Source organism: Rugosimonospora africana (assembly GCF_016862975.1).
Lineage (GTDB): Bacteria > Actinomycetota > Actinomycetes > Mycobacteriales > Micromonosporaceae > Rugosimonospora > Rugosimonospora africana.
This window is the reverse complement of record NZ_BONZ01000081.1, coordinates 41438-65230: the sequence shown is the minus strand read 5'-3', so window position 1 is coordinate 65230 and position 23793 is coordinate 41438. Positions and strand designations below refer to the sequence as shown.

Below are 23793 nucleotides of genomic sequence, written 5' to 3'. Positions count from 1 at the left end.
GAGATCATCGGAACCTGGGAGTAACAAGATCGAGCCTTGTCGTTTACCTGCTCTGCCTACCGTGATCAGAACGTGCAGGCTTCGTCACTGACCGGCGTCGTCTGGCGTACCCAGGTCATTCGACAAGGAAGGATCCGCGTGTCTCGACAGACTCAGCGCACCAGACGTGTCGTCGCGGCTCTGGCACTGGCGTGCCTGGCCGTCAGCCTGTCCTACGGAACCGCCTCGGCCGCCCCGGCCGGCCCCCCGGACCGGGTCGCCTCCGGACCCGACTGGTCCGTCACCCGCGTCGCCGGAGGATTCCGGGTCACCCTCGACCTCGACCAGCCGCTGCCGGTCACCGCGAGCGCCCCGACCCTGGCCGCCGATGGCGTGAACCTCGGTCCCGCGACCGAGTCCGCCGACGGAAGGTCCCTGTCCCTGGTCACCACCGATCCGTCCATCGTGGACACCACCGCGGTCACCACCGACGCGTTCGGTGCCGGGCCGCAGGCCACTCCGGCACCGTCCACTCCGGACGCTGGGCGCGCGGCACCGCTGCCCACACCGCCGGCTCTGCCGGCCGATCCGGCGGCGCTCGGCGGCCACCAGGTCGCCGAGGCGCTCTACGACTTCGGCGATCAGGCGGTCCCGCTGCTCAACATCGGGGGTATCCGTGGCGAACTCGAAGGCAAGATCTACCTGCCCGACGGTACCGGCCGGAAGCCGGTGGTCATCTTCGAGCACGGCCGGCACTCCTCCTGCTACGGCCCGGGTACGCCCAACCCGGCCGGTTGGCCCTGCCTCACCTCGCCGGACAGCACCCAGCAGCGCTGGCCGATCCCCAGCTTCCTCGGCTACGACGCCCCGGCCCGCGCCCTGGCGAGCAACGGGTACGTCGTCGTCTCCATCTCCGCCAACGCCATCAACGCCAACGACAACCAGCGCGCCGCCGACTACGGCGCCCAGGCCCGGGGGCAACTCATCCTCGACACGCTGCGGATGCTCAGGCGTGCCAATGCCGGCCAGCCGGCGGTCTACCACGACGCGTTCACCAACCGGGACGTCAGCCTCGATCAGGCCCTCGACGGCGACGTCACGCCCGCGGACCTGATCGGCCGGCTCGACCTCGGCAACGTCGGCATCATGGGCCACTCGCGGGGTGGCGAGGGCGTGGTGGCCGCCGCCACCCTCAACGACGCGATGCCGGTGTCCCAGCAGTTCGGCATCCGGGCGGTGCTGCCGCTGGCACCGGTCGACTACGACCGCATCTCCCTGCCCGACGTGGCCACCGCGACCGTCCTGCCGTACTGCGACGGAGACGTGGAAAACCTGATGGGCCAGCACATCGTCGACGACTCGCGGCACGCCTTCGACGACAACGTGCTGCGCTCGGCTGTTCTCGTGATGGGCGCCAACCACAACTACTTCAACACCATCTGGACCCCCGGCGGCTGGCCGTCGGGTACCGCCGACGACTGGTCGGGCGCCGCGGGCGCCGGCGACCCGGTGTGCGCCCCGACCTCTCCCACCACGACCCGGCTCACCCCGGCTCAGCAGGTCGACGTCGGGACCGCCTACATCGCCGGCTTCTTCCGGCTCGTCCTCGGCGATGACAAGCGGTTCCAGCCGCTGTTCGACGGCTCCTCGGTGATCGCCCCGTCGACGCCGTTCGCCCACGTCACATCCAGCGCGACCCAGCCGGCGAAGTCGCGGGTGGACATCGCCACCTTCGAGCGGGCGAGCGCCGCCGTGCGCGCGTACGGCGGCGCCACCGCCAGCGTGTGCGCCAGCATGGGCGGTACCGGCGGAGTGACCGCGGCGCAGCCGCTGCCGTACTGCTCCACCACCCTCAACGAGGCTGCCGTGCCGCACTGGTCGCCGGCGCAGTGGGCCTGGAACGTCCCGGCCTCCCCGATGCTCCACCTGACGTGGACCTCGTTGACCGGTCAGGTACGGGTCGCCGTACCCGCCGGGGCCCGCGACGTGCGCCGGTACGACCAGCTCTCGGTGAAGGTCGCCGCCGACGAGTTCGTCTCCACCGGCACCGACCTGGTCGTCAGCGTCGTCGACGGCGCCGGACGCACCTGGTCCGCTCCGGTCTCCACGCTCAACCCGCAGGCCGTCACCCGGATGCCGGGGACCACCTCACCCTGGCTGCGCAAGGTGATCCTGCAGCAGGTGACGATCCCGACGGCGGAGCTGACGGGTCGTCGCGCGACGGCGGGCGAGCCCAGCCGGACCGGTCAGCACGGGCTGAACCTCACCGACATCCGCGAGGTGCGGTTCACCGCCGCGACCGGTGCGGACGGCACCGCCGCCGGTGGCGTCTACCTGTCCGACCTCGCACTGGAGGACCGCGGGGTCGGGGTGACCGTACCGGTACAGCAGCCGACCGTGAACCTGGCGGCGACGAACGTCGACGAGGGCTTCGGACCGGGTACCGCCCGGATCGCGGCCGTGCTGTCCCGCCCGGTCGGCCACCCGGTCACCGGCTACGTCAGCGTGTTCGGCTCCACCAAGGCCGGGGCCGGCGCCGCGACGCGGAAGGTGACGTTCGCCCCCGGCCAGGTCTGCGTGCCGGTGACCGTGCCGACGTACGGCGACACACTGCCCAGCGCCACCGCCTCCACGTCGTTCAAGACCTCGGTCACCGATGTCTCCGGCGCGGTCATGGGGGACAAGGGCTTCAACACCCTGACCGTCCGCGAGGACGACGGAGTCACCGGCGGCACCCCGGCCCCGGAGGTCGGCGTCCAGGGCGACGTCTGCCACGAGTACCAGGCGTCGCTGACCCCGGGCCGGCTGCAGGTCGCCGGTCCCGTGGTCGCGGGCTCGACCGCGACCCTGCGCGCCGGCGGTTACCGGGCGGGGGAGAGTGTCGAGGTGCGGCTCGGCTCCACGGTCCTCGGACGGGCCACCGCCGACCGGCACGGCGCGGTGTGGTTCGTCGCGCCGATCCCCGCGGACACGGCGGCCGGCGTCGCGGTACTCGCCGCGACCGGCGCCGGGTCCGGGTACGTGACCCGGGCGACCGTGCGGGTGCGGAGCGCTCCCGGCCACCACTGATCCGCGTACCCGCGCCGCGGCCGGCGCACAGCCCGTCCGGCCGCGGCGCGACCCGGCCGCTCTGGCGCGTCCTCGAACGACAGCCCGGACCGCTACCGCCTCACCCAGCCCAGTGTCGGGTTTCCGTCCGCCACTGTGTCCCGTCCGCCACTGTTTCGAGCGCACCCGCCGGTGAGATGGTCTCTATTGTCCCGTGTCGATGAGACATCTCCGGTGAGGGGAACGATGGGCGCCGGCGGACGACAGTCGCGAAGGACCTGGATCCTTGCCGCCCTGTGGATCGTCGCGATCGTGTTCGCGGTGGTCGTCGGGGCGCAGGACGACTCCGGCGGGAGTTCCCTGATCTCGAAGGTCGTCGCGGGCGTCTCCGCGCTGGCCACCCTCGTCTCCCTGGCCTCGGACCTCCGGCCGCGCGGCACCGACGGCGACGACGACCGGGCGGCGCCGGGCGACCAGCTTGCCGCGGATGACGCCGGCCAGCTGGCCGACGCGGTGCTGCGGTCGTGGTCGGCCGAGGAGGAGGTCCGTCGCCTGCACAGCCCGTGGCTGCTACCGGTGGCCTGGCAGTTGGCCGACAGCAATCTGAGCAGCGTGCCCGAGGTGGTGTTCCGTTCGCCGGCGACCGGGGAGGTCCTGCCGCCGGGACAGCGCGGCCCGGAGGCCGGCGAACTGGGCGACCTGGTCGAGCTGTTCACCACGATGCCCCGCCACAGGCTCGTGGTGCTGGGCCCACCGGGAAGCGGCAAGTCCGTCTTCGTCATCGAGGTGACGCTGGCGCTGCTGAGGCGTCGCAAGCCCGGCGAAGCCGTACCGCTTCCGCTGCAGCTGGCGTCCTGGGATCCCGAGATCGACCTGAACGAGTGGCTGATCCGGCAACTCACCGAAAACTACCTGCTGACCTCGAGCAAGCGTCGCAGCCCGCAGGACATCGCGCGCGAGTTGGTGGAGAACGGGAAGGTTCTGGCCATCCTCGACGGGTTGGACGAGGTCCCGCAGGAGCTGTGGAGCGCGGCCGTCAAGCGCTTGAACCGCTCGCTGCGGGCCGGGCAGCCGCTCATTCTGACCTGCCGGACCGATGACTACCGCACCACGGTCCGCGCCGGAAACGTGGTGTCCGAGTCGTTGGCCGTGGAGCTGCGGCCCACCGGGGCCGAGACGGCGCTGCGGTACCTGACCGAGGCGGCGCCCGGCGGGGACTCTTCGGCGGCCTGGGCGCAGGTGTCGGCTCGGGTCCGCACCGATCCGGACGGGCCGCTCGCCGCGACGCTCCGATCGCCGCTGATGATCTCGATGGCCCGGGAGATCTACTGCGACGGCCCCCGCGATCCCCGCGACCTGCTCGACGAGCGGTTCGACACGCGGGAGACCATCGAGCGCCACCTGCTGGGCGAGCTGATCCCGGCCACGTACCAGCGTGGCGGCCAGCAATCCCGCCAGCGCCTGGCCGACTGGTCGCACGGGCGGCCGGAGCACTGGTTGAGATACCTCGCGGCCCGGGGCAGCAGTCCCGCCAACCCGAGCATCTCCTGGTGGCAGTTCGATCGGGCGGTCGCGCCGTTGGTGGTCGGCGCGTTGCCCGCCATCGTCGCCGCGGCGCTCGTCGGCTACCTCCTCGGTCCGCTGCCCGGCCTCGCGTTCGCGCTGCTCGCCCTGATCGTCGGCGCGAGCGGGCGCTCCCGCGCATGGACGCTGGAGACCGTACTCGCCGGGTGGTTCGACCGCACCGGGGCGTTCGACTCCGACCCGGTCCGCCGCGAACGGACCGCGCGCTGGATCGCGTTGACGGCCGGCCGCCTGATCGCCGCGGCGGCCGGTGTCGGCTACGGCTACACGATCTATCAGGATCGTCCCCTCTACCGCGCGGCGGCCGACGCGGTCATGGTCGGCATGGCGGTCGGGTTGGCTGACGGGTTCTTCACCATCTCGCTGAGGACCACGCCGACCGAGATGCGGATCGCCTCCTATCGCGGGCTCACCGCCTTCCTGCGCCGGTTCCTGATCTACCTCGCGATGGGTGCGGCCGCTTCGGTCACCGCGTGGGTGCTGTTCCGCTCGCCGTACGTGCAGCTCGTCATCGCCGTGGTCTTCTTCACCTTCGGCTTGGTCGACAGCATCAACGTGTGGCTGGACGTACCGACGGACGTCACGCGCGCGTTGAGTCCGCGGTCGACCCGGCGCGACGAGCGGTTCGCCGCGATCGCGCGCAGTGTCACCGTCGCCTCGACGGTGTCCGGCGTGACCCTTGCCCTCTACTGGATCGCCGGGGCTCCCCGCGACGGAATCGGTCGCGCCGTGGTCGTCGGCATCGGTTACGGGCTCGCCGACCGGCTGATGGGCCTGGCCACCTCGGTGTGGGGCCGTTATCTGATCATGAAGACGTGGGCGGCGGTCAGCGGCGACCTTCCCGTCCGGCTGATGCTGTTTCTCGACGACGCGCACCGGCGGGGGGTACTGCGGCGTGCCGGTGCCGTCTACCAGTTCCGGCACGCACGCCTACAGCAACACCTCGTGCAGTCAGGAAGCGGGTGAGTGTCGTGATCCCCGAAGCGACCCGTGAACCACAACGGCAGGCTCTCGCCGAGGTCATCGCCGAGTACTCGGCGATCCAGCGGCTGCCCACCTCGCCGGGCGAGGAGGCGGTCGCCGTGTCCCTGGTCGAGCGGTACCGTGCGCTGGGCATACCCGCCCGGGTCGAACCGACCGCGGCGACCAGCTCGTACGCACTGCCGATCGGCGTGTTGACCGCGGTCGGCGCCGTCGCGGGCGCGTGTGCCGAGCTGAGCCGGTGGGCGGCGGCGGTCGTCGCCGTACTCGCCGCCGCCGCGATCGCCGAGGACGTGGCCGGCGGTCGTCGCTGGTTCCGCCGGGCGGCGATCCCGCGCCGGCAGGCGTACAACGTGATCGCGGAGGACGGCGACCCGGAGGCCGACCGTACCGTGGTGATCCTCGCCCACCACGACGCCGCCCCGAGCGGCATCGTCTTCGACCAGCGGCCACTGCGCTGGATCGCACGCCACCTGCCGAAGCTCATCGAGGCGACCAAGACGAGCCCGCCGACCTGGTGGCCGATCATCGGGGCGCCGCTCGTCGTCGCCATCGGCGCGGCGGCCGGGTTGCGCTGGCTGTGGCTGGCCGGCACCGCGCTCTGCCTGGTCAACCTCCTGGCGATGGTCGACATCGGCCGGCGCGGGGCCGTACCCGGTGCCAACGACAACCTCAGCGGGGTGGCGGCCCAGCTCGCCGTCGCGCGGGCGCTGCATCTCGCGCCGGTCCCCGGAATCCGGCTGGTCTTCCTGTCCGCGGGCGCCGAGGAGGCACTCCAGGAAGGCATCCGCGGCTACGCCAGGCGGCACTTCCCCGATCTCGGGTCGCGGGCCTGGTTCATCAACCTGGAAAGCGTGGGCTCCGGCCGCCTGGCACTCCTTGAAGGTGAGGGCCCGGTCATCATGCGGAACTACCAGGCCGGGTTCAAGGACCTCGCCGCCGGCTGCGCCGCGCAGCTCGGCATCCCGCTCACCCGCGGCCTGCGGTCGCGCAACAGCACCGACAGCGAGGTGCCGCGGCGGCACGGGTTTCCGGTCGCCACGATCGTGTCACTCGACCGGGACAAGCTCATCCCGCACTACCACCAGGACAGCGACATCGCCGAACACGTCGACCTGGCCAGCGTGGACGACAGCGTCCGGTTGGCGGAGGCGATCGTCCGCAAGCTCGCGGAATCCTAGGGTTTCGCGCAACGTCGACCGGCGGTCTGCTGTCCTATGTGGAGGATCAGCCATCCGGGATCACGAGGCGGCGCGAACAGCCGCCGTCGATCGCTCCGGGCGGGCCGAGGCGACCAACAGGTCGCCGAGGTCGGAGCGGCGGTAGAGCACCGACCGGCCGTACCGGGTGCTGACCAGCACCCCGCCCGCGCGCAACGCCCGGAGGTGCTGGTTGACCGCCGTCGGGGTGACGCCGAGGCGGACGGCCAACTCGGTGGAGGAGGCGGGCGTGTCGAGATGGATGAGCAGGCCGGCCCGAGTGGCGCCGAGCAGCCCGGCGAGGCTGTCGGGCGTGGGCAGGGACTGCGGCTCCCAGAGCGTCGCCACGCCGCGCGCGGGATAGAGGATCATCGGGGGTTCGTCGGCCGAGATGGGCGTCGAGGCGATGAGGGCCCACAGCGACGGCACCAGGGTCAGTCCGCCCGTGGCCGCTCGCGAGTAGTCGAGCTTGGAGCGCAGGTGGACCTCGACCACGTTGTCGACGAGCCGCACCGTGTCCGACAGCCCGCTGAGCATCGCCGCGAGACCGCGCTGCGCGATCTGCCGCCCCCGGAAGGTCACGTCGCCTTCCAGGAGCGCGCGCATCCGTGGCCAGTACGGCTCGAAACACAGCCGCCAGTACTCGCCGAGGGCGTCGATGATCCGGGCGAGCACCCGTGGCGCGGAGCCGCGCAGCGGACCGGGTAGCGCCCCGCCGTGCACGGCCCGCAGGTCCCGCCGGACGACGGCCGGGTCGGTGTGTGCCAGTTTTTCCAGTTCGTCGGTGATCCGGGTCAGTGGCGAGTACGGGCGCGGATTGAGGAAGTCGGGCGTCCACAGGCGAGTGTTGGTCAGCGCGAGCAGCATGGCCTCGTCGAGGCCCTCGCGCGCCCCTTCGAGCGTGTGCAGCCAGCGCAGATGCAGCGGGAATCTCCCGGGGTCACGCCAGGCGCGCAGCGACAGCACCAGTTCGTTGAGCGGGGACACCGCGAATCGGACATCGGCAGCGTCCATGCCCAGGAGCTCGTACTGAACCATGAAGCAAGATACTACATCGTTGGCCTCGCCGGGTGGCATGCTGCGAGAACTGTTGCCATGGTGCTTCTCGCGAACCGTTCCGAGTCGAGGGCGGCCGGCTGGGTCCGGCGTTATCTGCGTCCCGACGATCCCGTCGCCCGCGCGCTGACCTGGGCCACCGTGTCCAGTTCACTGTCCAGGGGAGTCTTCTTCAGCGTCAGCGTGTTGTTCTTCACCCGGGTGGCCGGGTTCACGGCGACCACCGTCGGGTTCGGGCTGACGGTCGCCGGGGCGGTCGCCGTCGCCGCCGCGTTGGGCGCGGGCTACCTGGCCCGTCGGTTCGGCGCCCGGCGGGTGCTGCTCGTCACGACCGCCGGCCAGGGCCTGGCGCTGGTCGCCTACCTCCTGGTCCGCACGCCGGCAGCCTTCGTCCTCGTCGCCTGCGCCGCGGTGGGTCAACAAGCGATGCAACGCACCGCGCTGACGACGATGATCGCGGAATCGTTCGTCGGGCCGGACCGGGTGGAGATACGCGCCCGGCTGCGCGCGATCACCAACGCCTTCATCGGCGTGGGAACCGCGCTGGCGGCCATCGCTCTGGCCATCGACACGAAATCGGCGTACCTGCTGGCGATGCTCGCCACGGGAGCGCTGCTGCTGGTTTCCGCGCTTCCGCTGCGGCGGGTCAAAGGCACCGCCGAGGCAGGCGTGGCCGACGGGCCGCGGACGACCGAACCACGCCGCTCACCGCTGCTCGATCGCACGTACCTGATGGTCACCGGCCTCTACGCCGTCATGGCCATGCAGTTCAGCCTGCTCACGGTGGGTGTGCCGCTGTGGGTTGCCGGTTCGACGAGGGCGCCGACGGTGACCGTGGCGGCGCTGCTGGCAGTGAACACCGCCATCGTGTCCCTGCTGCAGATCTGGGCGGCACGTGGGGCAAGAGACCTCCGCTCGGCCGGGTGCGCGGTCGCCGGGGCCGGCGCGCTGCTCGCCCTGGCCTGTGGCCTGTACGCCGCGGCGGCCCACGGCGCGATCGCGGCCGTCGTGACGGTACTGGCGCTCGCGACCGTGGCGCACAGCTTCGCCGAGATCCTGTCGGAGGCCGGCAGCTGGACGCTCGCCTTCGAGCTCGCCGACCCCGCCAACGCCGGCGCGTACCAGGGCGTCAGCCAAACCGGTGCGGCGCTGGGGTCGATGCTCGCGCCGCTGGTCGTCACCGCGACCGCGATCGAGCATGGCCTGGCCGGATGGGCCGTGCTCGGTGTGCTCTTCCTCCTCGCGGGGTCATCGACGATGGCGCTTGTCCACCGGCAGGTACGACGAGCGGCCGCCTGACCCGTCGCACCGCGAAGCGTCAAGCGCCGAGTGCCACCATGCGGTACCACCCGAGTGGCACTTACGATGAAACCCGGTCGATGGCTGCCGACCGGCCCGTATTCTGACCCGGCGTGGTCTGTGCGGGTGCGGCCCGCTGGTGTGGGGCGGCAGAGTGGACAGGGACACGAGGAGCAGGCGGTCCGGGCTTCTCCGCAACCTGCGGGAGTCGAAGCCGGTCACCTATGTGGAGCTGTTCTTCGACTTGGTGTTCGTCTTCGCGCTGTTCCGGGTCTCCCAGTCGTTGTTGAACGGCCTCACCTGGATCAACGTCTACCGGGTACTGATCCTGCTGTTGGCGGTCTGGTCGGTGTGGCTGTACACCAACCTGCTGACCGACAGCCTCGAACCCCGGACGATCCGGCTCCAGTTGCTGGTCATCGGATCCATGTTCGGCGCCCTGCTGATGGCCGCCGCCATACCGGAGGCATACACCCGGCGTGGGCTGCTGTTCGCGATCGTGTAAGTGGCGATCAACCTCGGCCGCAGTTCGGTGGTCGCCCTCGCGCTACGGCACGACGACCTGGGCCTGCGACCGCTGCGGGCCGCCTTCTGGTTCGCCGTGTCGGCGGCGCCCTGGCTCGCCGGCGCGGAGGTGGAGGGCAACGCGCGCCTGGCGCTCTGGAGCGCGGCCATCGCGATCGAGTACGTCTCCGCGCTCCTGCGCTGGCCCACGCCCGGGATCGGACCCACGCCACCCAAACTGCTGAACCTCGCCAGCGAACACTTCGCCGAACGCTACCGGCAGTTCGTCATCATCGCGCTGGGCGAAACAGTGGTCACCATCGGAACAAACCTTCACGACCGCGACTTCAGCCTGCACCGGGGCACCGCGTTCACCATGTCGTTCGGCGTCACCGGCCTGCTGTTCTGGATCTACTTCCACCGCGTCCGGGAAAAGCTCGGCCCGGTCTTCTCCGGCGCCCCCGACCCGAGCGTCCGGAACAGGGAAGCGGGTATCGCGCATCTGCTCATGGTGATCGGCTTGACCGCACTCACCACATCAGTCGACATGGTGATCACAGAGCCGACGAGAACGGCTCCCGCGTCCTGGGTCGCGGTGATCATCGGTGGTCCGGGCCTCTTCCTCGCCGGACACGCGCTGCTTGGCCGGCGCGTGTTCGCCAGAGTCGCCGCACCGAGGCTGATCGGTGTGGGCATGCTGATCGCCGTGGGACCGGCGCTGGTCGGGCTGCCTGTCCTGGCGGTCACCGGTGTGGTCGCCGCGGTGTTGATCGCCCTCGTCAGCTGGGATCTCCGGTACTCCGGCATCAAGCCGGGAGACCAGGGACTGGGGCACCGGGTCTAGTCTGCCTCGATCGCGGGTCTCAACAGTTCGACGGCACCGCCCACCCGGCGGGCTCCCAGGCCGGTCATCAGAGCGTTCGAGGCGACGTTGGTCTCGTCGACCTCGCACATCACCTCGGCCTGACCCCGGGCCGAGAGCACGCCGAATGCCTGGGCCAGCAACGCGAAGGCCAGCCCGCGCCGCCGGTACGCGGGCAGCACCCCGATCAGGCCGAGTCGCGATACCTGTGGCCGGCCCCAGACCCGTACCAGGCCGGCGTAATCGCCGGTGCCCTCCCGTACGGCGATGAGGTACGTGGCCGGATCGAACTCCGGATCCCCGAACGTCTGGTCGTCGAACGGGTCCTCGCCGTCGCGCCTCACAACGATCACGGCCGCCACCCTACGCACCCCGATCCCGCCGGCCGCGTTCGCGCCTTCAACGGCGGCGCGAAGTGACGTCGGCCCGTCAGACGCCGCGGGCGAACAGCGCCAGGCGTACCCGGTTGGGGCTGTCGGTCTTGGTCATCAAGCTCGTGATGTGGGTCTTGACCGTGGTGACCCCGATGTGGAGCCGCTCGGCGATCTCCGCGTTGGACAGGCCCTCGGCCACCAGGTTCAGCACGTCCTGTTCACGCGCCGTCAGTCCCTGGGGCATCCGCGGCGTCTCGGCGCGGGCGTGCACCGCGCGCTGGACCAGACGCTTCAGCACCTCGTGGCTGAACGGGCTGTCGCCCGCGGCGGCCCGGCGGATGCCGTCCAGCAGAGCGGCCGGCGGTGCGTCCTTGAGCAGGAACCCGCAGGCGCCGGCGGTCAGGGCCGGATAGAGGTGGTCGTCGTCGCCGAACGTCGTCAGCACGAGCACCCGGACGGCGGGGCGGTCGGCGAGGATGCGGCTGGTCGCGGTGATCCCGTCGACGCCGGGCATGCGCAGGTCCATGACGACGAGGTCGGGGCTGAGCCGGGCGGCCAGAGCGATGGCTTCTCGGCCGTTGTCGGCCTCGCCGACGACCTCGATGTCCGGCTGGGCGTCGCAGAGCATGCGCAGGCCCGCGCGGATGAGGTGCTGGTCGTCGACCAGCAGGACACGGATCACGCCGGCTCCGGCGCGTGCGGTCCGGGCAAGGTCCCTCGGCCGTTGGGTGCCGGGGTGACGGCGAGCGCGGCGGGAGAGGCTGACGGCGCGGGCACCACGGCCGGGAGGACGGTGGCCACGCGCCAACCCGCGCCGGCCGGACCCGCCTCCAGCCGGCCGCCGAGGACTTCGACGCGCTCGCGCATGCCGACGATGCCATGACCGCCACCGGACGGCACCGCCGCCGGTACCGATCCGCTTCCGTCGTCCGAGACCTCCCAGTGGACGGCCCCGTCGACCACGGAGACCGACAGGCGCGCCAGCGCGGACCTGCCCGCGTGCTTGGCCACGTTGGTCAACGCCTCCTGAGTCAGTCGCAACACCGCCAGGCCCCGAACCGCGTCGAGCGTACCGACCGCCGGATCGATGTCGGCCTCCACCGTGATGCCGGCCTGGCGGGCCCGATCGACCGCCGCGCCGAGTGCCGCCGGAAGCGCCGACGGCTCGATCGCGGTCAGTGCCGCGTCACCGTTGACGCCATCGGCGTTGCGCAGCACCTCGACCAGCCGGCGCAGGTCCGCCAGGGCCGCGGCCCCGGTTCCGTGCACGTCGTCGAACACCTCGCCCACCCGCGGATCCACGTCCGCGAGCACGTGCCGGGCCACGCCGACCCGCAGTACCATCGACGCCACGTGATGCGCGACCACGTCGTGCAGCTCCCGGGCGATGGCGCTGCGTTCGTCGGCGCGTGCGGCACGGCTTTCCGACTCGTGCCGGCGTTGCTCCTCGGCCGCCCGCTCCTCGGCTTGTCTGCCGAGTTCGCGGGTGGCCCGGATGAGCAGACCGAGCAGCAGCGGTACGCCGACCGTCACACCGAGCCCGAAGACGCCGGAGGCGAACCGTCCGAGTGGGTCGCCGATCGAATCGATCAGGTCGACCGCGGCCAGCAGCCCGGCGGCCAGCCAGATGGTCCGCGGCCGGCGTGCCCACATGGTCAGCTCGAGCAAACCCCAGCTGGCACCCACCTGATTGATCATCGTGTCGTCGATGACCCAGATCGCCACCGCCAGCAGGGCAGCCTGCCCGATCAGGTTGATCAGCGGCCGGCGATGGAACACCAGCGCGACGGCGAACGCGGCCGCCGCGAGGATCCACTGCGTGGCCGTCGCCGGACGCCCGGCCTGGGTGCCAAGGACCAGGTAGCCGACGCCGCTGAGATCGAGCGCGACCATCCGCACGAGAGTGTCGCGCTCATCGAACAGCCGTCCCACCCAGCTCATCAGCTCAGCCTATGCGCTGCGGGGCGGGCAGGGGAGCGGCCGCCGGCCGTGCCCACCGGGTTCGGACCGCCAGGTAGGCGGCCAGGCCGAGCGGCCCGAGCAGGATGGTCAGCACCAGCACCGCGGCCATGACCAGTGCCGGCACCTCCCGCTCCCGGCTGTCGAGCCACGCCCACCGTCCAGCGAACAGATCGAACGCGAGCATGTGCGCCCAGGCCGCTGCCGCGCCGTCCGCGGTGCCGAGCAGGTCCCGCACGCCGCCCAGGGTCGGCGACATCACGACCGGCAGGACCTCGCCCGACGCCGGGACCACGACCGCCGCGTAGATCACCACGACCGGCAGTACGATCAGCGGCGACTTGATGATCCGAGCGGTCCAGGTCCAGTGCGGCACCAGGATCATCAGTGCCCAGAACGGCGCGGCCACCGCGAAGCTCAGCGTGAACAGCGTGCCGGTCATGCGGCCAGCGCCAGTTCCGGACGGCGACGGCGAGCCACGATCACGCCTGCGGCGGTCGCGGTCGCGACCACCAGGGTCGCCACGGCAGCCAGCGTGAGCGCGTCCGGACGCAGCAACGGCTGTCCGCGCAGCGCCTGCCAGGTCACCAGCACTGTCAGTACGCCGTAGGCCGCGCCCGCCACGGTCAGCAGCCGCACCTGGCTGCGCTCGTCCAGCCGCGTCCCGAGGAACCGGCTCAGCAGGATCGCCAGGATCGGAAGCGCCTGCAACCCGTGCAGTCCCACGAAGTGCCCGATCCGCAGATCCCCGCCGGTGGTGCTCCAGCCGACCAGCGGCAGCCCCGGTCCGCCGTCCGGTACGCCCACACTGTGCGCCCCGGCGATCCCCTCGATGTCCGGTTCCTGGGTGGGCAGCACCATCGGTACCGCCGCCAGCATGCCCAGCAGCGACAGGCCGAGCCCCAGCCGGACCGCGTACCCGGCGACCCGATCCGCGATCGGCCGGCGCAGCACCGCGATGCCGATGACGAAGTGCGAGATGAACAGCATCCCAATCGCGATGCCCATCACCTTCCACAGCAAGGCGTTCAGCGGTGTGGTCTCGTTGTAGTGGCTGGTCGTGCCGCGCAGCACCTGCCCGACGATCACCACCATCTCCACCGCCGCCATCGCGACGATGACCGTGCCCGCCCACTCCGCGACCCGGCTGCGCCGAGGCAGCAGCGAGAGCATCCAGGCGAGGGTGGCGCCGTACAGCGCGAGGGAGACCGAGAACTTGAACGGCTTGACCCAGATCGGCACCCCGGTGAGGACGCGCGAGTCGGCGAAGATTCCGACCGCGGAGACGACGCCGCACACCGCCATCACGCAGACGAGGACCATCAGGGGGCGGTGCCAGTGTGCCGCCCGGCGCAACGTAGTAGTCATGCCTGTAGATGCTGGTGAACGGGTCGCCGGGCCGCGTCCGACCACGAGCCCCGGTTGCGGCCAGTGGTCGGAGCTCCTTCTCCTCCCTAGGGAGGAGGTCGAATCCCGAGTATGATCGTCGCGTCACCGGCAGGTTCCAGGCACGCAGCCCTCACTCGCAGAGTTCGTCCCGACCGCGAACCACGGAGGTCACGCCCGATGCTCGCCACCATCGGCCGGCACCCGCGCCGGCGTGCGGCCGTCATCCTTCCCGCCACCGTCGTGGTGATAGCCGGCCTGGTACCGCCGGCGGCCGCCGCCCCCGCGGCCGGTACCGGTCGGAGCGTGGACATCCGGGTGCTGTCCAGCCGGCCCGACCAGGTCACCGGCGGCAACGCGCTCATCAGGGTCACGGTGCCGGGCGCCGTGTCGCGCTCCGACGTGACCGTGCTGCGCAACGGTTCCGACGTCACCGCCGACCTCCACCCCGACACCGCCGGCTCGTTCGTCGGACTCGTCGACGGCCTCAGGCTCGGCGCGAACACTCTGGTCGCCACCGCGAGAGGCCACGTCCGGGGCCGCCGGTCGGTGAGGCTCACGCTGACCGACTTCCCGACCAGCGGGCCGATCTTCTCCGGACCGCAGCAGCAGCCGTTCGTGTGCGACACCGAGCAGTCGGGACTGGGCCAGCCGCTGGTCGACAACCACGACCACGTGGGCCTGCCGGTCTTCGCGCTGGACGACAACGGCAACAAGACCAGCCAGATCGTCGGTTGGAGCAGCGACTGCGCGGCCACCACCCGGGTCGACTATCTCTACCGCAGCACGGCCAACCAGTGGAAGCCGCTGCCGGCCGACGGCAGCCGTCCGGCCGACCTCGCCACCACGAGGACGCTGGACGGTAGCACCCGGGACTTCATCGTCCGGTGGGAACGCGGCACGATCAACCGGTTCATCTACAGCATCGCCATGCTCGCGCCGCTCGGCGACGACCCGGCGCACCCGGACGACTCGGCCTGGAACCGCCGGCTGCTCTACAGCTTCAGCTCCGGCGGCGTGGGCATCGGGCACCAGCAGGGCACCCTCGGCGGCACGCCGGACTCCATGTTCGAGGCGACGCAGGGCCTCGCCGCCGGCTATGCGGTGGCCTACTCGACCGGCAACGTCACCGGGGTGCACTACAACCTCCAGCTCGCCGGCGAGACGGCGCTGATGGTGAAGGAGCACTTCATCGAGCAGCACGGCGTGCCGCTGTACACCGTGGGTGTCGGCGCGTCCGGCGGCGGGATCGAGCAGTACGTCTTCGGTCAGGACTTCCCGGGCCTGATCGACGCCGCGATTCCCGTGTACTCCTACCCCGACGAGGTGACGCAGGCCATCCACGTGGGCGACTGCGAGCTGCTCGAGTACTTCATGGACGTCACCGACGCCGGCAACCCGATGTGGAAGGACTGGTCCAACCGCTCGTTGCTCGAGGGCTTGAACGCCAGCGACACGGTGGCAAACCCGTACACCGGCACGAACGGCTCCGACGAGTGCGTCAACGGGTGGCGGGGCCTCACGCCGCTGCTGCTGGACCCGACGTACGGTTCGGCGGGGTCGAACCAGAACCTCATGGAGCCCGCGGGCGTGATGGCCACCGTGAAGTGGACGACCTACGACGACCTGCGCAACATCTACGGCGTCAAGCCGGACGGCTACGCGCGGACCACGTTCGACAACGTCGGCGTGCAGTACGGCCTGCAGGCGCTGGTCGGGCACAAGATCTCACCCGACGAGTTCCTCAAGCTGAACGCGACCGTCGGCGGCTGGAAGAGTTCCGAGGACATGGTGCCCGAGGGGGCGCCCTTCGTTCCGGGCGGCAGTTGGGACCCGTGGAGTTCGCGGAACATGACGCTGAGTCCGGACGGCGGCGCCATCCCGGCGCCCCGGACCGGGGGCGACCTCGGCGCGATCCGCGCCGCCTACGACAACGGGTTGGTGTTCCGCGGCCGGATCGACATCCCGGTCATCGACTGGCGGCACTACTTGGAGGACGCCCTCAACATGCACAACAGCCGGCAGTCCTTCGTGAGCCGGCAGCGCATCATCGAGGCCCACGGCAACGCCGACAACCAGGTCATCTGGTTTACCGACGCGCGCCCGAACGGGCCGCAGACCGACGCGATCGGCCAGGCCCTCGGCGTGATGGACCAGTGGCTGACGAACATCCGCCAGCATCCGGCCCGCGGCGTGGCCGGCAACAAGCCGGCCCTGGCGACCGACCGGTGCCTGGCCACCGACGGTACGCAGATCGCCGCCGGTCCGCACGTCTGGGACGGGATCCTCGACAACCGGCCGGCCGGCGCCTGCACGCAGCGGTTCCCGATCCACTCCACCTCCCGGGTCATCGCGGGCGGCCCCTTCGACGAGGACAGCTTCCAGTGCCAGCTGGAACCGGTCGCGAAGGCGATCGCCCAGCACAGCTACGGTTCCTGGCACCCCGACGCGGCGGAGCGGACCCGACTCGAACAGATCTTCCCGACCGGCGTGTGCGACTACGGCAAGCCCCCGGCCGACCTCGCCGGTGAGCACAGGTAGGGCGGTCCCGGCACAGTCCGCGGGTGCCGCACCACCCGCCCGTTCCAACGGCGTGGCCGTGTGCGCGCGACGCCGCGGCGCTCCCGCGCTCGCGCGGCGGCGGGATCGCGTCGAGCCCGATGCGTTCGGCCTCGACGGCGTAGCCGCCACGCCGCAGTCCCGCCGGCACGCCGCAGTCCCAAGGGTGCGCCGGAGTTCCGCCGGCACTGCGGGCTGTCGCGGATGGATCGTCTCATGACCGGACCGTCCCGTGTTGAGAGCGCCCGCTGAGGCCCCGGCTGTAATCGGTTTCTAAGGCTGCTCGCAGCAAGAGCACGACCGCCGGGCAGTCATCGACGAGGCTCTTGACGAAATCGATTACACGGTGTTCACTACCAGCCAGTCGTTCCCGACCGGAAGCGGTGGACACATGCCGGAAACCCGCACGACATTGCCCCGCGACTGCCGGGTGCGGAGTGCGGTGCTGGCACCGGGTCTGGGCGCGGACGCGATCGCCGGGCGGGCATCGGGCTCCACTGTGGAGGCTGCCGGCCCGCGCCCACCGTCCGGGATCCCCGCGACGGGTGCTCGTCCAACGCCGGCTTCGCCGGTGTCCGGAGGGTGGGGGCAGGCCACCGACTGCGGCCCGCGACCCGGGTAGCGACGCGATCCGCGCTTCGTTCAGCTGGCAATCCCCTGTGCAGGATGTGGACACGGTTCGGCGACGAGCCGCTGAAGGAGGAGAAGGTGCACAAGAGGCGTAGCACATGGGCTCTCGTAGCGTCGGCGGTGGTCGCGGCTTCACTCGCACTCTCCGGGTGTGGCAGCGGCGGCGGTGCCAAGACCGAGGGCGGGAAGACGGTCATCACCTTCTGGCAGCAGAAGTTCGAGGACTACCAGCAGGCGTGGTTCAAGAAGGAGGTCGACGCCTTCAACGCCTCGCAGAGCAAGGTGAAGGTCGACTACCAGGTCGTGCCGTCCGACACCTGGGCGCAGAAGTTGAAGGCGGCACAGGCCGCCAACAAGGCTCCCGACGTGCAGACCACCAACTACGGCAACATCGCCGCCGCCGCGGCCAACGGTGAGCTGACCGAGCTGGACGGACTGCTGCCGGCCAGCGCCTTCGCCGACATCAAGGACAACGTCAAGAGCTTCGTCACCATCGGCGGCAAGCACTACGCGTACCCGATGCTGGTCGAGCCGTCGACGGTGCTGTACTACCGCACGGACCTGGTGGCGGCGGCCGGCCTGGACCCGAAGAGTCCGCCGAAGACCTGGGACGAGCTGATCCAGTGGGCGACCAAGCTCACCAAGGGCAATGTCAAGGGCATGACGATCGCCTCGGTCGCGGCCGACCTGGGCTGGGCCAGCTGGGGCTTGCAGTACAACGCGTGCGGGCACCTGCCGGTCGCCGACGACTGGTCCAAGTCGACGGCCACCGACCCGTGCTTCCAGAAGCTCCTGCAGTTCTACAAGACGCTCTACCAGGGCGGCCTGATGCCCAAGACGCCCAAGGTGGGCTACGCCGACGCGAGCCCGTACGGCCAGGGCCAGGTGGCCATGATGGCGGACGGCTCGTGGGCCGTCGGCCAGCTCAAGGAGACGTTCCCGGCGATGGTCGCGAAGACCGCGGTGGCTCCCTTCCCGTCCATGGACGGCGACCCGACGAAGACCACGGCGACTCTGGGCGGCTGGACGCTGACCGTGGACGCCAAGTCCAAGGCGAAGACGCAGGCCGCGGGGTTCATCCAGTGGCTGCTCGCCGGTGACCCGGCCATCATGGCCAGCTTCTTCAAGGCCAGCGGGTTCTCCAAGTACACCGTGCGGACGTCGGTCGACCAGGCGCTGTCCGGCAACACGGACGCGAACTCGGATCCGTTCATGAAGGTCATCTCGGACAAGGTGGTGCCGTACGGCAAGCAGGAGCCGAGTTACCCGTGGGACATCGCGCTGGACTTCGGTACGGCGATCGAAGGCGCGATGAAGGGCAACCTGAGCATCCCGGACGCGCTGAAGAAGGCCGACGGGCAGATCAACGATGTCATCAAGAAGCAGTCCCTGGCCGGGACCGAACCGACGCACTAGCTCGACACACGCCCCGGCGCCCGGGAATGCGGTGACCGCGTTCCCGGGCGCCACCGGTTGGGAGGCGACACTGTGGCTCTGCTCGAATCAGCTCACGAAGGACAGCCGCCGGCGGGTGCGGGTACCGAGCCGGGTCGGCGTACCCGCTCCGGTCGTCGGGCGAGCGCCCCGCGCAGGCAGGACAACGTCACCGCGTACCTGATGATCGCGCCGATGGTCATCCTGCTCGGCATCTTCGTCATGTGGCCGCTGGTCTACTCGGTGTACCTGAGTACCTTCAAAATCAGCTTCTACAAGGCGCCGCAGTTCGTCGGCGCGCAGTTCTACCAGTACGTGCTGGAGAGTTCGGACTTCTGGCACTCGATCTGGATCGGCCTGTACTACGCCTTGCTGGTCGTGCCGACCGGGATCGTCATCGCGCTGCTGCTGGCGAGCTTCATCAAGACGCTCAGCGGTCGCGTCGCGGCGTTCATGAAGGTCACCATCTACCTGCCCGCGGTCGTGTCCACCGTGATCGCGTCGGTGCTGTTCACCTTCATGTACCAGGACGAGGGGGTGGTCAACTGGTTCCTCAGCCTGGTCAACCACGCCCCTGTCGCGTGGCTGAACAGTCCGCGGTGGGCGCTGCCGGCGATCGCCGTTCCCGGCATCTGGCTCGGCTTCGGCATCACCACCCTGATCCTGCTGGCCGCGCTGCTGGACATCCCGGAAAGCTACTACGAGTCGGCGAAGCTCGACGGCGCCGGGTTCTTCCAGCGCCTGTGGTACATCACCATCCCGCTGTTGAAGAACGTGCTGCTGTACCTGGTCGTCACCGGGTTCACGCTGGCCGTCCAGATGCTGGACCTGCCACTGATCATGACCAACGGTGGCCCGGTCGGCGCGACCAGCACGCCGAACTACTACATCTTCAACAGCTTCCGGGACCTCACGCCGTACGCGACGAGCTACTCGCTGACCGCGTCGCTGCTGCTGTTCGCGGTCCTGGGCACGATCTCGATCGTGATCTTCCGGCTGATCAAGTCCGACAAGGCCGTCGACGGCTGATCGAGAGGGGCTACTTCCGTGTCCGTACGCGTGTTTCGCAAGACCGGATCCGCTGTGCTCGTCGTGCTCATCGCGGCCAGCGTCCTGTTCCCACTGGCGTGGATGGCGATTGCCGGGTTCAAGGGCAGGAGCGAGGTGCTCCGGACTCCGTTCCAGTTCTTTCCGGAGATGTGGCGGTGGAACAACTACTCGGCGATCCTGCGCGACCACCAGTTCATGCGGGCGATGGCGGTGACCTTCATCGGCGCGCTCATCTTCACCGTGCTCAGCCTGGCGGTCAATTCCATGGCCGCGTACGCGTTCGCCCGCCTGGACTTCCGCGGCAAACGCTTCTGGTGGGTCTACTGCGTCATGCCGATGTTCATCCCGATGATGGCCATCCTGCTGACGTCCTTCGTCGTGGTGTCCAAGCTGGGCATGCTGAACACCATGGCGGTGCTGATCATCCCGGGGGTCGCGTCCGCGGCGCAGATGTTCTTCCTGCGCCAGTACTATCTGGGCTATCCGGTGGCGGTCGAGGAGGCCGCGCTGATCGACGGCGCCAGCCGGTGGCAGATCTTCCTCCGGGTGTTCCTGCCGCAGTCCGCGGCGCCGTTCGTGGTGGTCGGCCTCGCGTCATATCTGGCGTACTGGAACGCCTACGTCTGGCCGATCCTGACGATCACCGATCCGAGCCTGACCCAGATCATGCAGTTCCTCGGCAACTTCCGATCGGATCGCGGCAACGACTGGGGCATGCTGATGGCCGGCTCCACGCTGGCGTCCATCCCGACGATCGTGCTACTGCTGGTCTTCCAGCGGTTCATCGTCAACGGCGTGCGCATCTCGGGCATCAAGTGACCGCCCCCGTCGAGCACCCGCGGTACGACCGGGCCGCGTTGCGGGTGGGCATCGTGCACTTCGGCGTCGGCGGATTCCACCGCGCGCACCAGGCGGCCATCCTGGATGACCTGATGAACGCCGGCCTCGCTCACGACTGGGCGGTGTGCGGGGTCGGCGTGCTGCCCGGCGACGTGGCCATGCGCGACGCCCTGCGCTCCCGGGACTGCCGGTACACGCTGGTACTCAAGCATCCGGACGGTACGCAGGAGGCACGCGAGATCGGTTCGATCATCGACTACCGGTACGCGCCGGACGACCCGGACGGGGTGATCGAGCAACTGGCCGACCCGGCGGTACGCATCGTTTCGCTCACGGTCACCGAAGGCGGGTACTGCCTCAATCCGACCAGCGGCGAGTTCGACGCCAGCGATCCGGCGGTCGCGCACGACCTGGCACCGGGTGCGGTCCCGCGCAGCGCGTTCGGACTCATCGTCGCTGGACTGGTCCGACGGCGGGAGCGCGGCATCGCGCCGTTCACCGTGATGTCCTGCGACAACATCCCCGGCAACGGCGAGGTGGCGCGCCGGATGATGGCGGCGTTCGCCGCCCGCCTGTCGCCCGAGCTGGGCGCCTGGCTGGCGGCCTCGGTGGCGTTCCCGAACTCGATGGTGGACCGGATCACGCCAGCCATCACCGCGGAGGACCGCGCCCACGTCGAGTCCACGTTCGGGGTCACCGATGCCTGGCCGGTGGTGGCCGAACCATTCCTGCAGTGGGTCATCGAGGACGAGTTCCCGTCCGGGCGGCCGCCGTACGAGCGCGCCGGGGTGCAACTCGTCGCCGACGTGCGCCCGTACGAACTGATGAAGCTGCGGCTGCTCAACTCCTCGCACCAGGGCCTGTGCTACTTCGGGCACCTGCTCGGCTACCGGTACGCGCACGAGGCGGCGCAGGACCCGCTGATCGTGGACCTGTTGACGCGGTACATGCACGAGGAAGCGATGCCGACGCTGTCGCCCGTGGTGGGGATCGACCTGGTCGAGTACCAGAAGACGCTGATCGAACGCTTCGCCAACCCGCATGTGCGGGACACCATCGCCCGCCTGTGCGCCGACTCGTCGGACCGCATCCCCACCTGGCTGCTGCCGGTCGTCCGGGCTCAGCTGGAGCGCGGCGGGCCGGTGCGGCGATCGGCCGCGATCGTGGCGAGCTGGGCGCGCTACGCCGAGGGGGTGGACGAGCGGGGCGCGCCGATCGAGGTGGTCGATCGGCGCCGCGACGGTGTGATGGCCGTCGCGGCCCGGCAACGCGAGTCTCCGCTGGCGTTCCTGCGGCAGCGCGAACTGTTCGGCGACCTCGCCGACAGCCAGCGGTTCGTGGCCGACTACCGGTGGGCGTTGGATTCGCTGATCCGGGACGGCGCACGGGCGACGCTGTCGGCGTTGGCGGCGTCCTGAGAACGTGACGGCGTGAGCGGCGGAACCCCGGTTGGGGTGCCGCCGCCCTGCGTTCGGTCCGGCTCGTCGCGCGGTGCCGCGGTCAGGTCCGGACGACCGAGAAGTCGTCCAGTTGCAGCCAGATGTCGCCGTGGTCGGTCCACACTCCGGCGTACACCACCACCGACGTGTTCGAGCCGCTGGCGAAGTTCACCACGACCCGGGTCCACGGGCCGATCGCCGTGTAGTGCGCCTCGCTGATGACGGCCCCACCGGTGGTGCGCGCACCCATGAACCCGTTGTCGCTGTTGGCCGAGGTGCGGATGAACCCGGTCAGTTGGTAGCTGGTGTTGGCGGCGACCGGAACCGTCTGGTGGACGTCCTGCCAACCCTGGTTGTAGCGGGCGAAGCCGTTGCGGTCACCGGAGTAACCCCAGTGGGAGTCGTCGATGCCGCAGTTGCCCCCGCACGCCCAGAACCCGCCGGTACCCGAGGTGTTGAGCGCGCCGCGCTCGAAGCTCGGGTCACCCATGAGGTTCGGGTTGACGATGGTTCCGGACGCGTTGATCTGCACCTTCATCAGGTACACGTTGTACGGATCCCACTGCGACATCGTGAAGTAGATGGTTCCGCCCGAGCTCCAGGGGTGCATGAAACCGCCGTACAGGCCCGGATAGTCGGCCGAACTGACGACGGTCTGCGCCGCGCCCCACGGCCCCTGCGGACCGGTGGCGGTACGCAGGATGATGTCCTCGCCCTGCAGGTACATCATCAGCCAGTGGCCGCTGTAACTGTCGTAGCGCACCGAGAGTTCGGAGACCGGCGCGCCGACCACGGCGGTGGCCGCCGACTCGTTGTTGGTGACCCAGGTGCTGCCGTTCCAGTACTGGTACGCCGACTGGGTGAGCAGCTGCGCCTCGGGCACCCGCGCGACGTACAGGCTGCCGTTGCGCCCGCTCGGCGTGCCGTACACGTAGACGTATCCGCCGTTGCGGGCGAACGACTGCTGCTGGAAGTGGTCGGACAGCGAGGGGTTGTTCCAGACCGGGGTACCGGCCGTGGACCACGTGGTGCCGTCGTCGTCGGAGTACGCGATCTGGGCGTAGTTGGTGTCCCAGAAACCCGGCGCGCCCCAGTGGCGCACCGACATGAACGACACGTACTGCCGGTTGCCGACCGCGATGCCGGCAGTGGGGATCTTCGTCACCTCACCGGTGCCGTCGGGCTGGTGCAGCCCCGGCAGGATCTCCCGGGCACGCCCGTCGGATCCGGTGACCGCGCTGGCGAAGTCCATGCCGTCGGCGAGATTGGTGTCCGCGGAACGCAGCAGGACGTTGCTGCGCCAGTTGGCGTCACCGGAGCCCAGCACACCGCCGCCCGGGCCGACCCAGGCGTCGCCGAAGGTGTCCCCGAACGCGGTCAGCACGTGCCCGGCGTTGTCGTCCCACATGATGCCGAGGTCGGTGGCCTTGACGTTCCACCGCCCGTAGGTGTTGTTGGGCGAGTCCGGGCCGGTGAGCTTCTCGATCAGCGTGGCATTCGTGTGCGCGCTGGTGGCCGCCGCCGGCTGTGCGGCGACGAGGGTCGTGCCACCGATGACGGCGGCGGCGATGAGGGCGCCGGCGGCGGCGCGGGGGACGGGTCTCTGCACT

At 70.3% G+C, this 23793-nt stretch carries 16 protein-coding genes and 1 pseudogene; 10 read left to right on the top strand and 7 right to left on the bottom strand.

Annotated features, from left to right (window positions below; all coding sequences use genetic code 11):
• Window positions 1-138 precede the first annotated feature (138 nt).
• From Raf01_RS38015 to Raf01_RS38005, 3 genes are all read left to right on the top strand, one after another.
• Window positions 139-3048, top strand: coding sequence for an alpha/beta hydrolase (locus Raf01_RS38015; RefSeq protein ID WP_203922944.1), 2910 nt, complete (start codon window positions 139-141; stop codon window positions 3046-3048).
• Window positions 3049-3261: 213 nt separating this feature from the next.
• Window positions 3262-5577, top strand: a complete 2316-nt coding sequence (locus Raf01_RS38010) for an NACHT domain-containing protein (RefSeq protein ID WP_203922943.1) — start codon at window positions 3262-3264, stop codon at window positions 5575-5577.
• On the top strand, window positions 5574-6773 hold the full coding sequence (locus Raf01_RS38005) for a M28 family metallopeptidase (protein WP_203922942.1): 1200 nt from the start codon (window positions 5574-5576) through the stop codon (window positions 6771-6773). The genes Raf01_RS38010 and Raf01_RS38005 overlap by 4 nt, the downstream gene beginning before the upstream one ends.
• 60 nt (window positions 6774-6833) lie before the next feature.
• On the opposite strand, the gene Raf01_RS38000 is transcribed toward Raf01_RS38005, so the two are convergent.
• Window positions 6834-7829 (bottom strand): ArsR/SmtB family transcription factor, encoded by a 996-nt coding sequence (locus Raf01_RS38000; RefSeq protein ID WP_203922941.1) that lies wholly within the window; start codon window positions 7827-7829, stop codon window positions 6834-6836.
• Window positions 7830-7886: 57 nt separating this feature from the next.
• On the opposite strand from Raf01_RS38000, the gene Raf01_RS37995 reads away from it, so the two are divergent.
• Both Raf01_RS37995 and Raf01_RS37985 read left to right on the top strand, forming a co-directional pair.
• Window positions 7887-9146, top strand: a complete 1260-nt coding sequence (locus tag Raf01_RS37995; RefSeq protein WP_203922940.1) for an MFS transporter — start codon at window positions 7887-7889, stop codon at window positions 9144-9146.
• A gap of 139 nt (window positions 9147-9285) precedes the next feature.
• Window positions 9286-10494: pseudogene (locus Raf01_RS37985) on the top strand (low temperature requirement protein A).
• On the opposite strand, the gene Raf01_RS37980 reads toward Raf01_RS37985, so the two are convergent.
• The 5 genes from Raf01_RS37980 to Raf01_RS37960 form a co-directional block, all read right to left on the bottom strand.
• Complete coding sequence (locus Raf01_RS37980; protein ID WP_203922937.1) at window positions 10491-10865, bottom strand: GNAT family N-acetyltransferase; 375 nt, start codon at window positions 10863-10865, stop codon at window positions 10491-10493. The pseudogene Raf01_RS37985 and the gene Raf01_RS37980 overlap by 4 nt on opposite strands.
• Before the next feature lie 76 nt (window positions 10866-10941).
• Complete coding sequence (locus Raf01_RS37975; protein WP_203922936.1) at window positions 10942-11568, bottom strand: response regulator transcription factor; 627 nt, start codon at window positions 11566-11568, stop codon at window positions 10942-10944.
• Entirely contained in the window at window positions 11565-12827 is a 1263-nt protein-coding gene (locus tag Raf01_RS37970) for a sensor histidine kinase (protein WP_203922935.1), read from the bottom strand. Before Raf01_RS37970 ends, Raf01_RS37975 begins: the two co-directional genes overlap by 4 nt.
• A 4-nt stretch (window positions 12828-12831) precedes the next feature.
• Entirely contained in the window at window positions 12832-13287 is a 456-nt protein-coding gene (locus Raf01_RS37965) for an ABA4-like family protein (RefSeq protein ID WP_203922934.1), read from the bottom strand.
• The gene (locus Raf01_RS37960) at window positions 13284-14213 is read right to left on the bottom strand and encodes a hypothetical protein (protein WP_203922933.1); all 930 of its coding nucleotides are present in this window, start codon (window positions 14211-14213) and stop codon (window positions 13284-13286) included. Before Raf01_RS37960 ends, Raf01_RS37965 begins: the two co-directional genes overlap by 4 nt.
• Before the next feature lie 198 nt (window positions 14214-14411).
• Between Raf01_RS37960 and Raf01_RS37955 the strand changes: the two genes are divergently transcribed.
• The 5 genes from Raf01_RS37955 to Raf01_RS37935 all read left to right on the top strand — a co-directional run bounded on the left by Raf01_RS37955 (window position 14412) and on the right by Raf01_RS37935 (window position 22162).
• Window positions 14412-16772, top strand: coding sequence for a DUF6351 family protein (locus tag Raf01_RS37955; RefSeq protein WP_203922932.1), 2361 nt, complete (start codon window positions 14412-14414; stop codon window positions 16770-16772).
• A 684-nt stretch (window positions 16773-17456) separates the two neighbouring features.
• Window positions 17457-18836 carry an ABC transporter substrate-binding protein gene (locus Raf01_RS37950; protein WP_203922931.1) on the top strand — a complete coding sequence of 460 codons (1380 nt, stop codon included), beginning with the start codon at window positions 17457-17459 and terminating at the stop codon, window positions 18834-18836.
• Between the two features lie 72 nt (window positions 18837-18908).
• Complete coding sequence (locus tag Raf01_RS37945) at window positions 18909-19883, top strand: carbohydrate ABC transporter permease (protein ID WP_239134285.1); 975 nt, start codon at window positions 18909-18911, stop codon at window positions 19881-19883.
• Between the two features lie 18 nt (window positions 19884-19901).
• Complete coding sequence (locus tag Raf01_RS37940) at window positions 19902-20723, top strand: carbohydrate ABC transporter permease (protein WP_239134284.1); 822 nt, start codon at window positions 19902-19904, stop codon at window positions 20721-20723.
• Window positions 20720-22162 (top strand): mannitol dehydrogenase family protein, encoded by a 1443-nt coding sequence (locus Raf01_RS37935; protein WP_203922930.1) that lies wholly within the window; start codon window positions 20720-20722, stop codon window positions 22160-22162. The genes Raf01_RS37940 and Raf01_RS37935 overlap by 4 nt, the downstream gene beginning before the upstream one ends.
• Before the next feature lie 82 nt (window positions 22163-22244).
• Here Raf01_RS37935 and Raf01_RS37930 read toward each other — a convergent pair whose 3' ends face one another.
• Window positions 22245-23792, bottom strand: a complete 1548-nt coding sequence (locus tag Raf01_RS37930) for a glycoside hydrolase family 183 protein (RefSeq protein ID WP_239134283.1) — start codon at window positions 23790-23792, stop codon at window positions 22245-22247.
• Window position 23793: the final 1 nt, after the last annotated feature.

Excerpts from the sequence above, each read along its gene's own strand:
- Raf01_RS38000 (WP_203922941.1), bottom strand. The coding sequence starts at position 7,829 with ATGGTTCAGTACGAGCTCCTGGGCATGGACGCTGCCGATGTCCGATTC.
- Raf01_RS37995 (WP_203922940.1), top strand. The coding sequence starts at position 7,887 with ATGGTGCTTCTCGCGAACCGTTCCGAGTCGAGGGCGGCCGGCTGGGTC.
- Raf01_RS37970 (WP_203922935.1), bottom strand. The coding sequence starts at position 12,827 with ATGAGCTGGGTGGGACGGCTGTTCGATGAGCGCGACACTCTCGTGCGG.
- Raf01_RS37965 (WP_203922934.1), bottom strand. The coding sequence starts at position 13,287 with ATGACCGGCACGCTGTTCACGCTGAGCTTCGCGGTGGCCGCGCCGTTC.
- Raf01_RS37960 (WP_203922933.1), bottom strand. The coding sequence starts at position 14,213 with ATGACTACTACGTTGCGCCGGGCGGCACACTGGCACCGCCCCCTGATG.
- Raf01_RS37955 (WP_203922932.1), top strand. The coding sequence starts at position 14,412 with ATGCTCGCCACCATCGGCCGGCACCCGCGCCGGCGTGCGGCCGTCATC.
- Raf01_RS37950 (WP_203922931.1), top strand. The coding sequence starts at position 17,457 with ATGTGGACACGGTTCGGCGACGAGCCGCTGAAGGAGGAGAAGGTGCAC.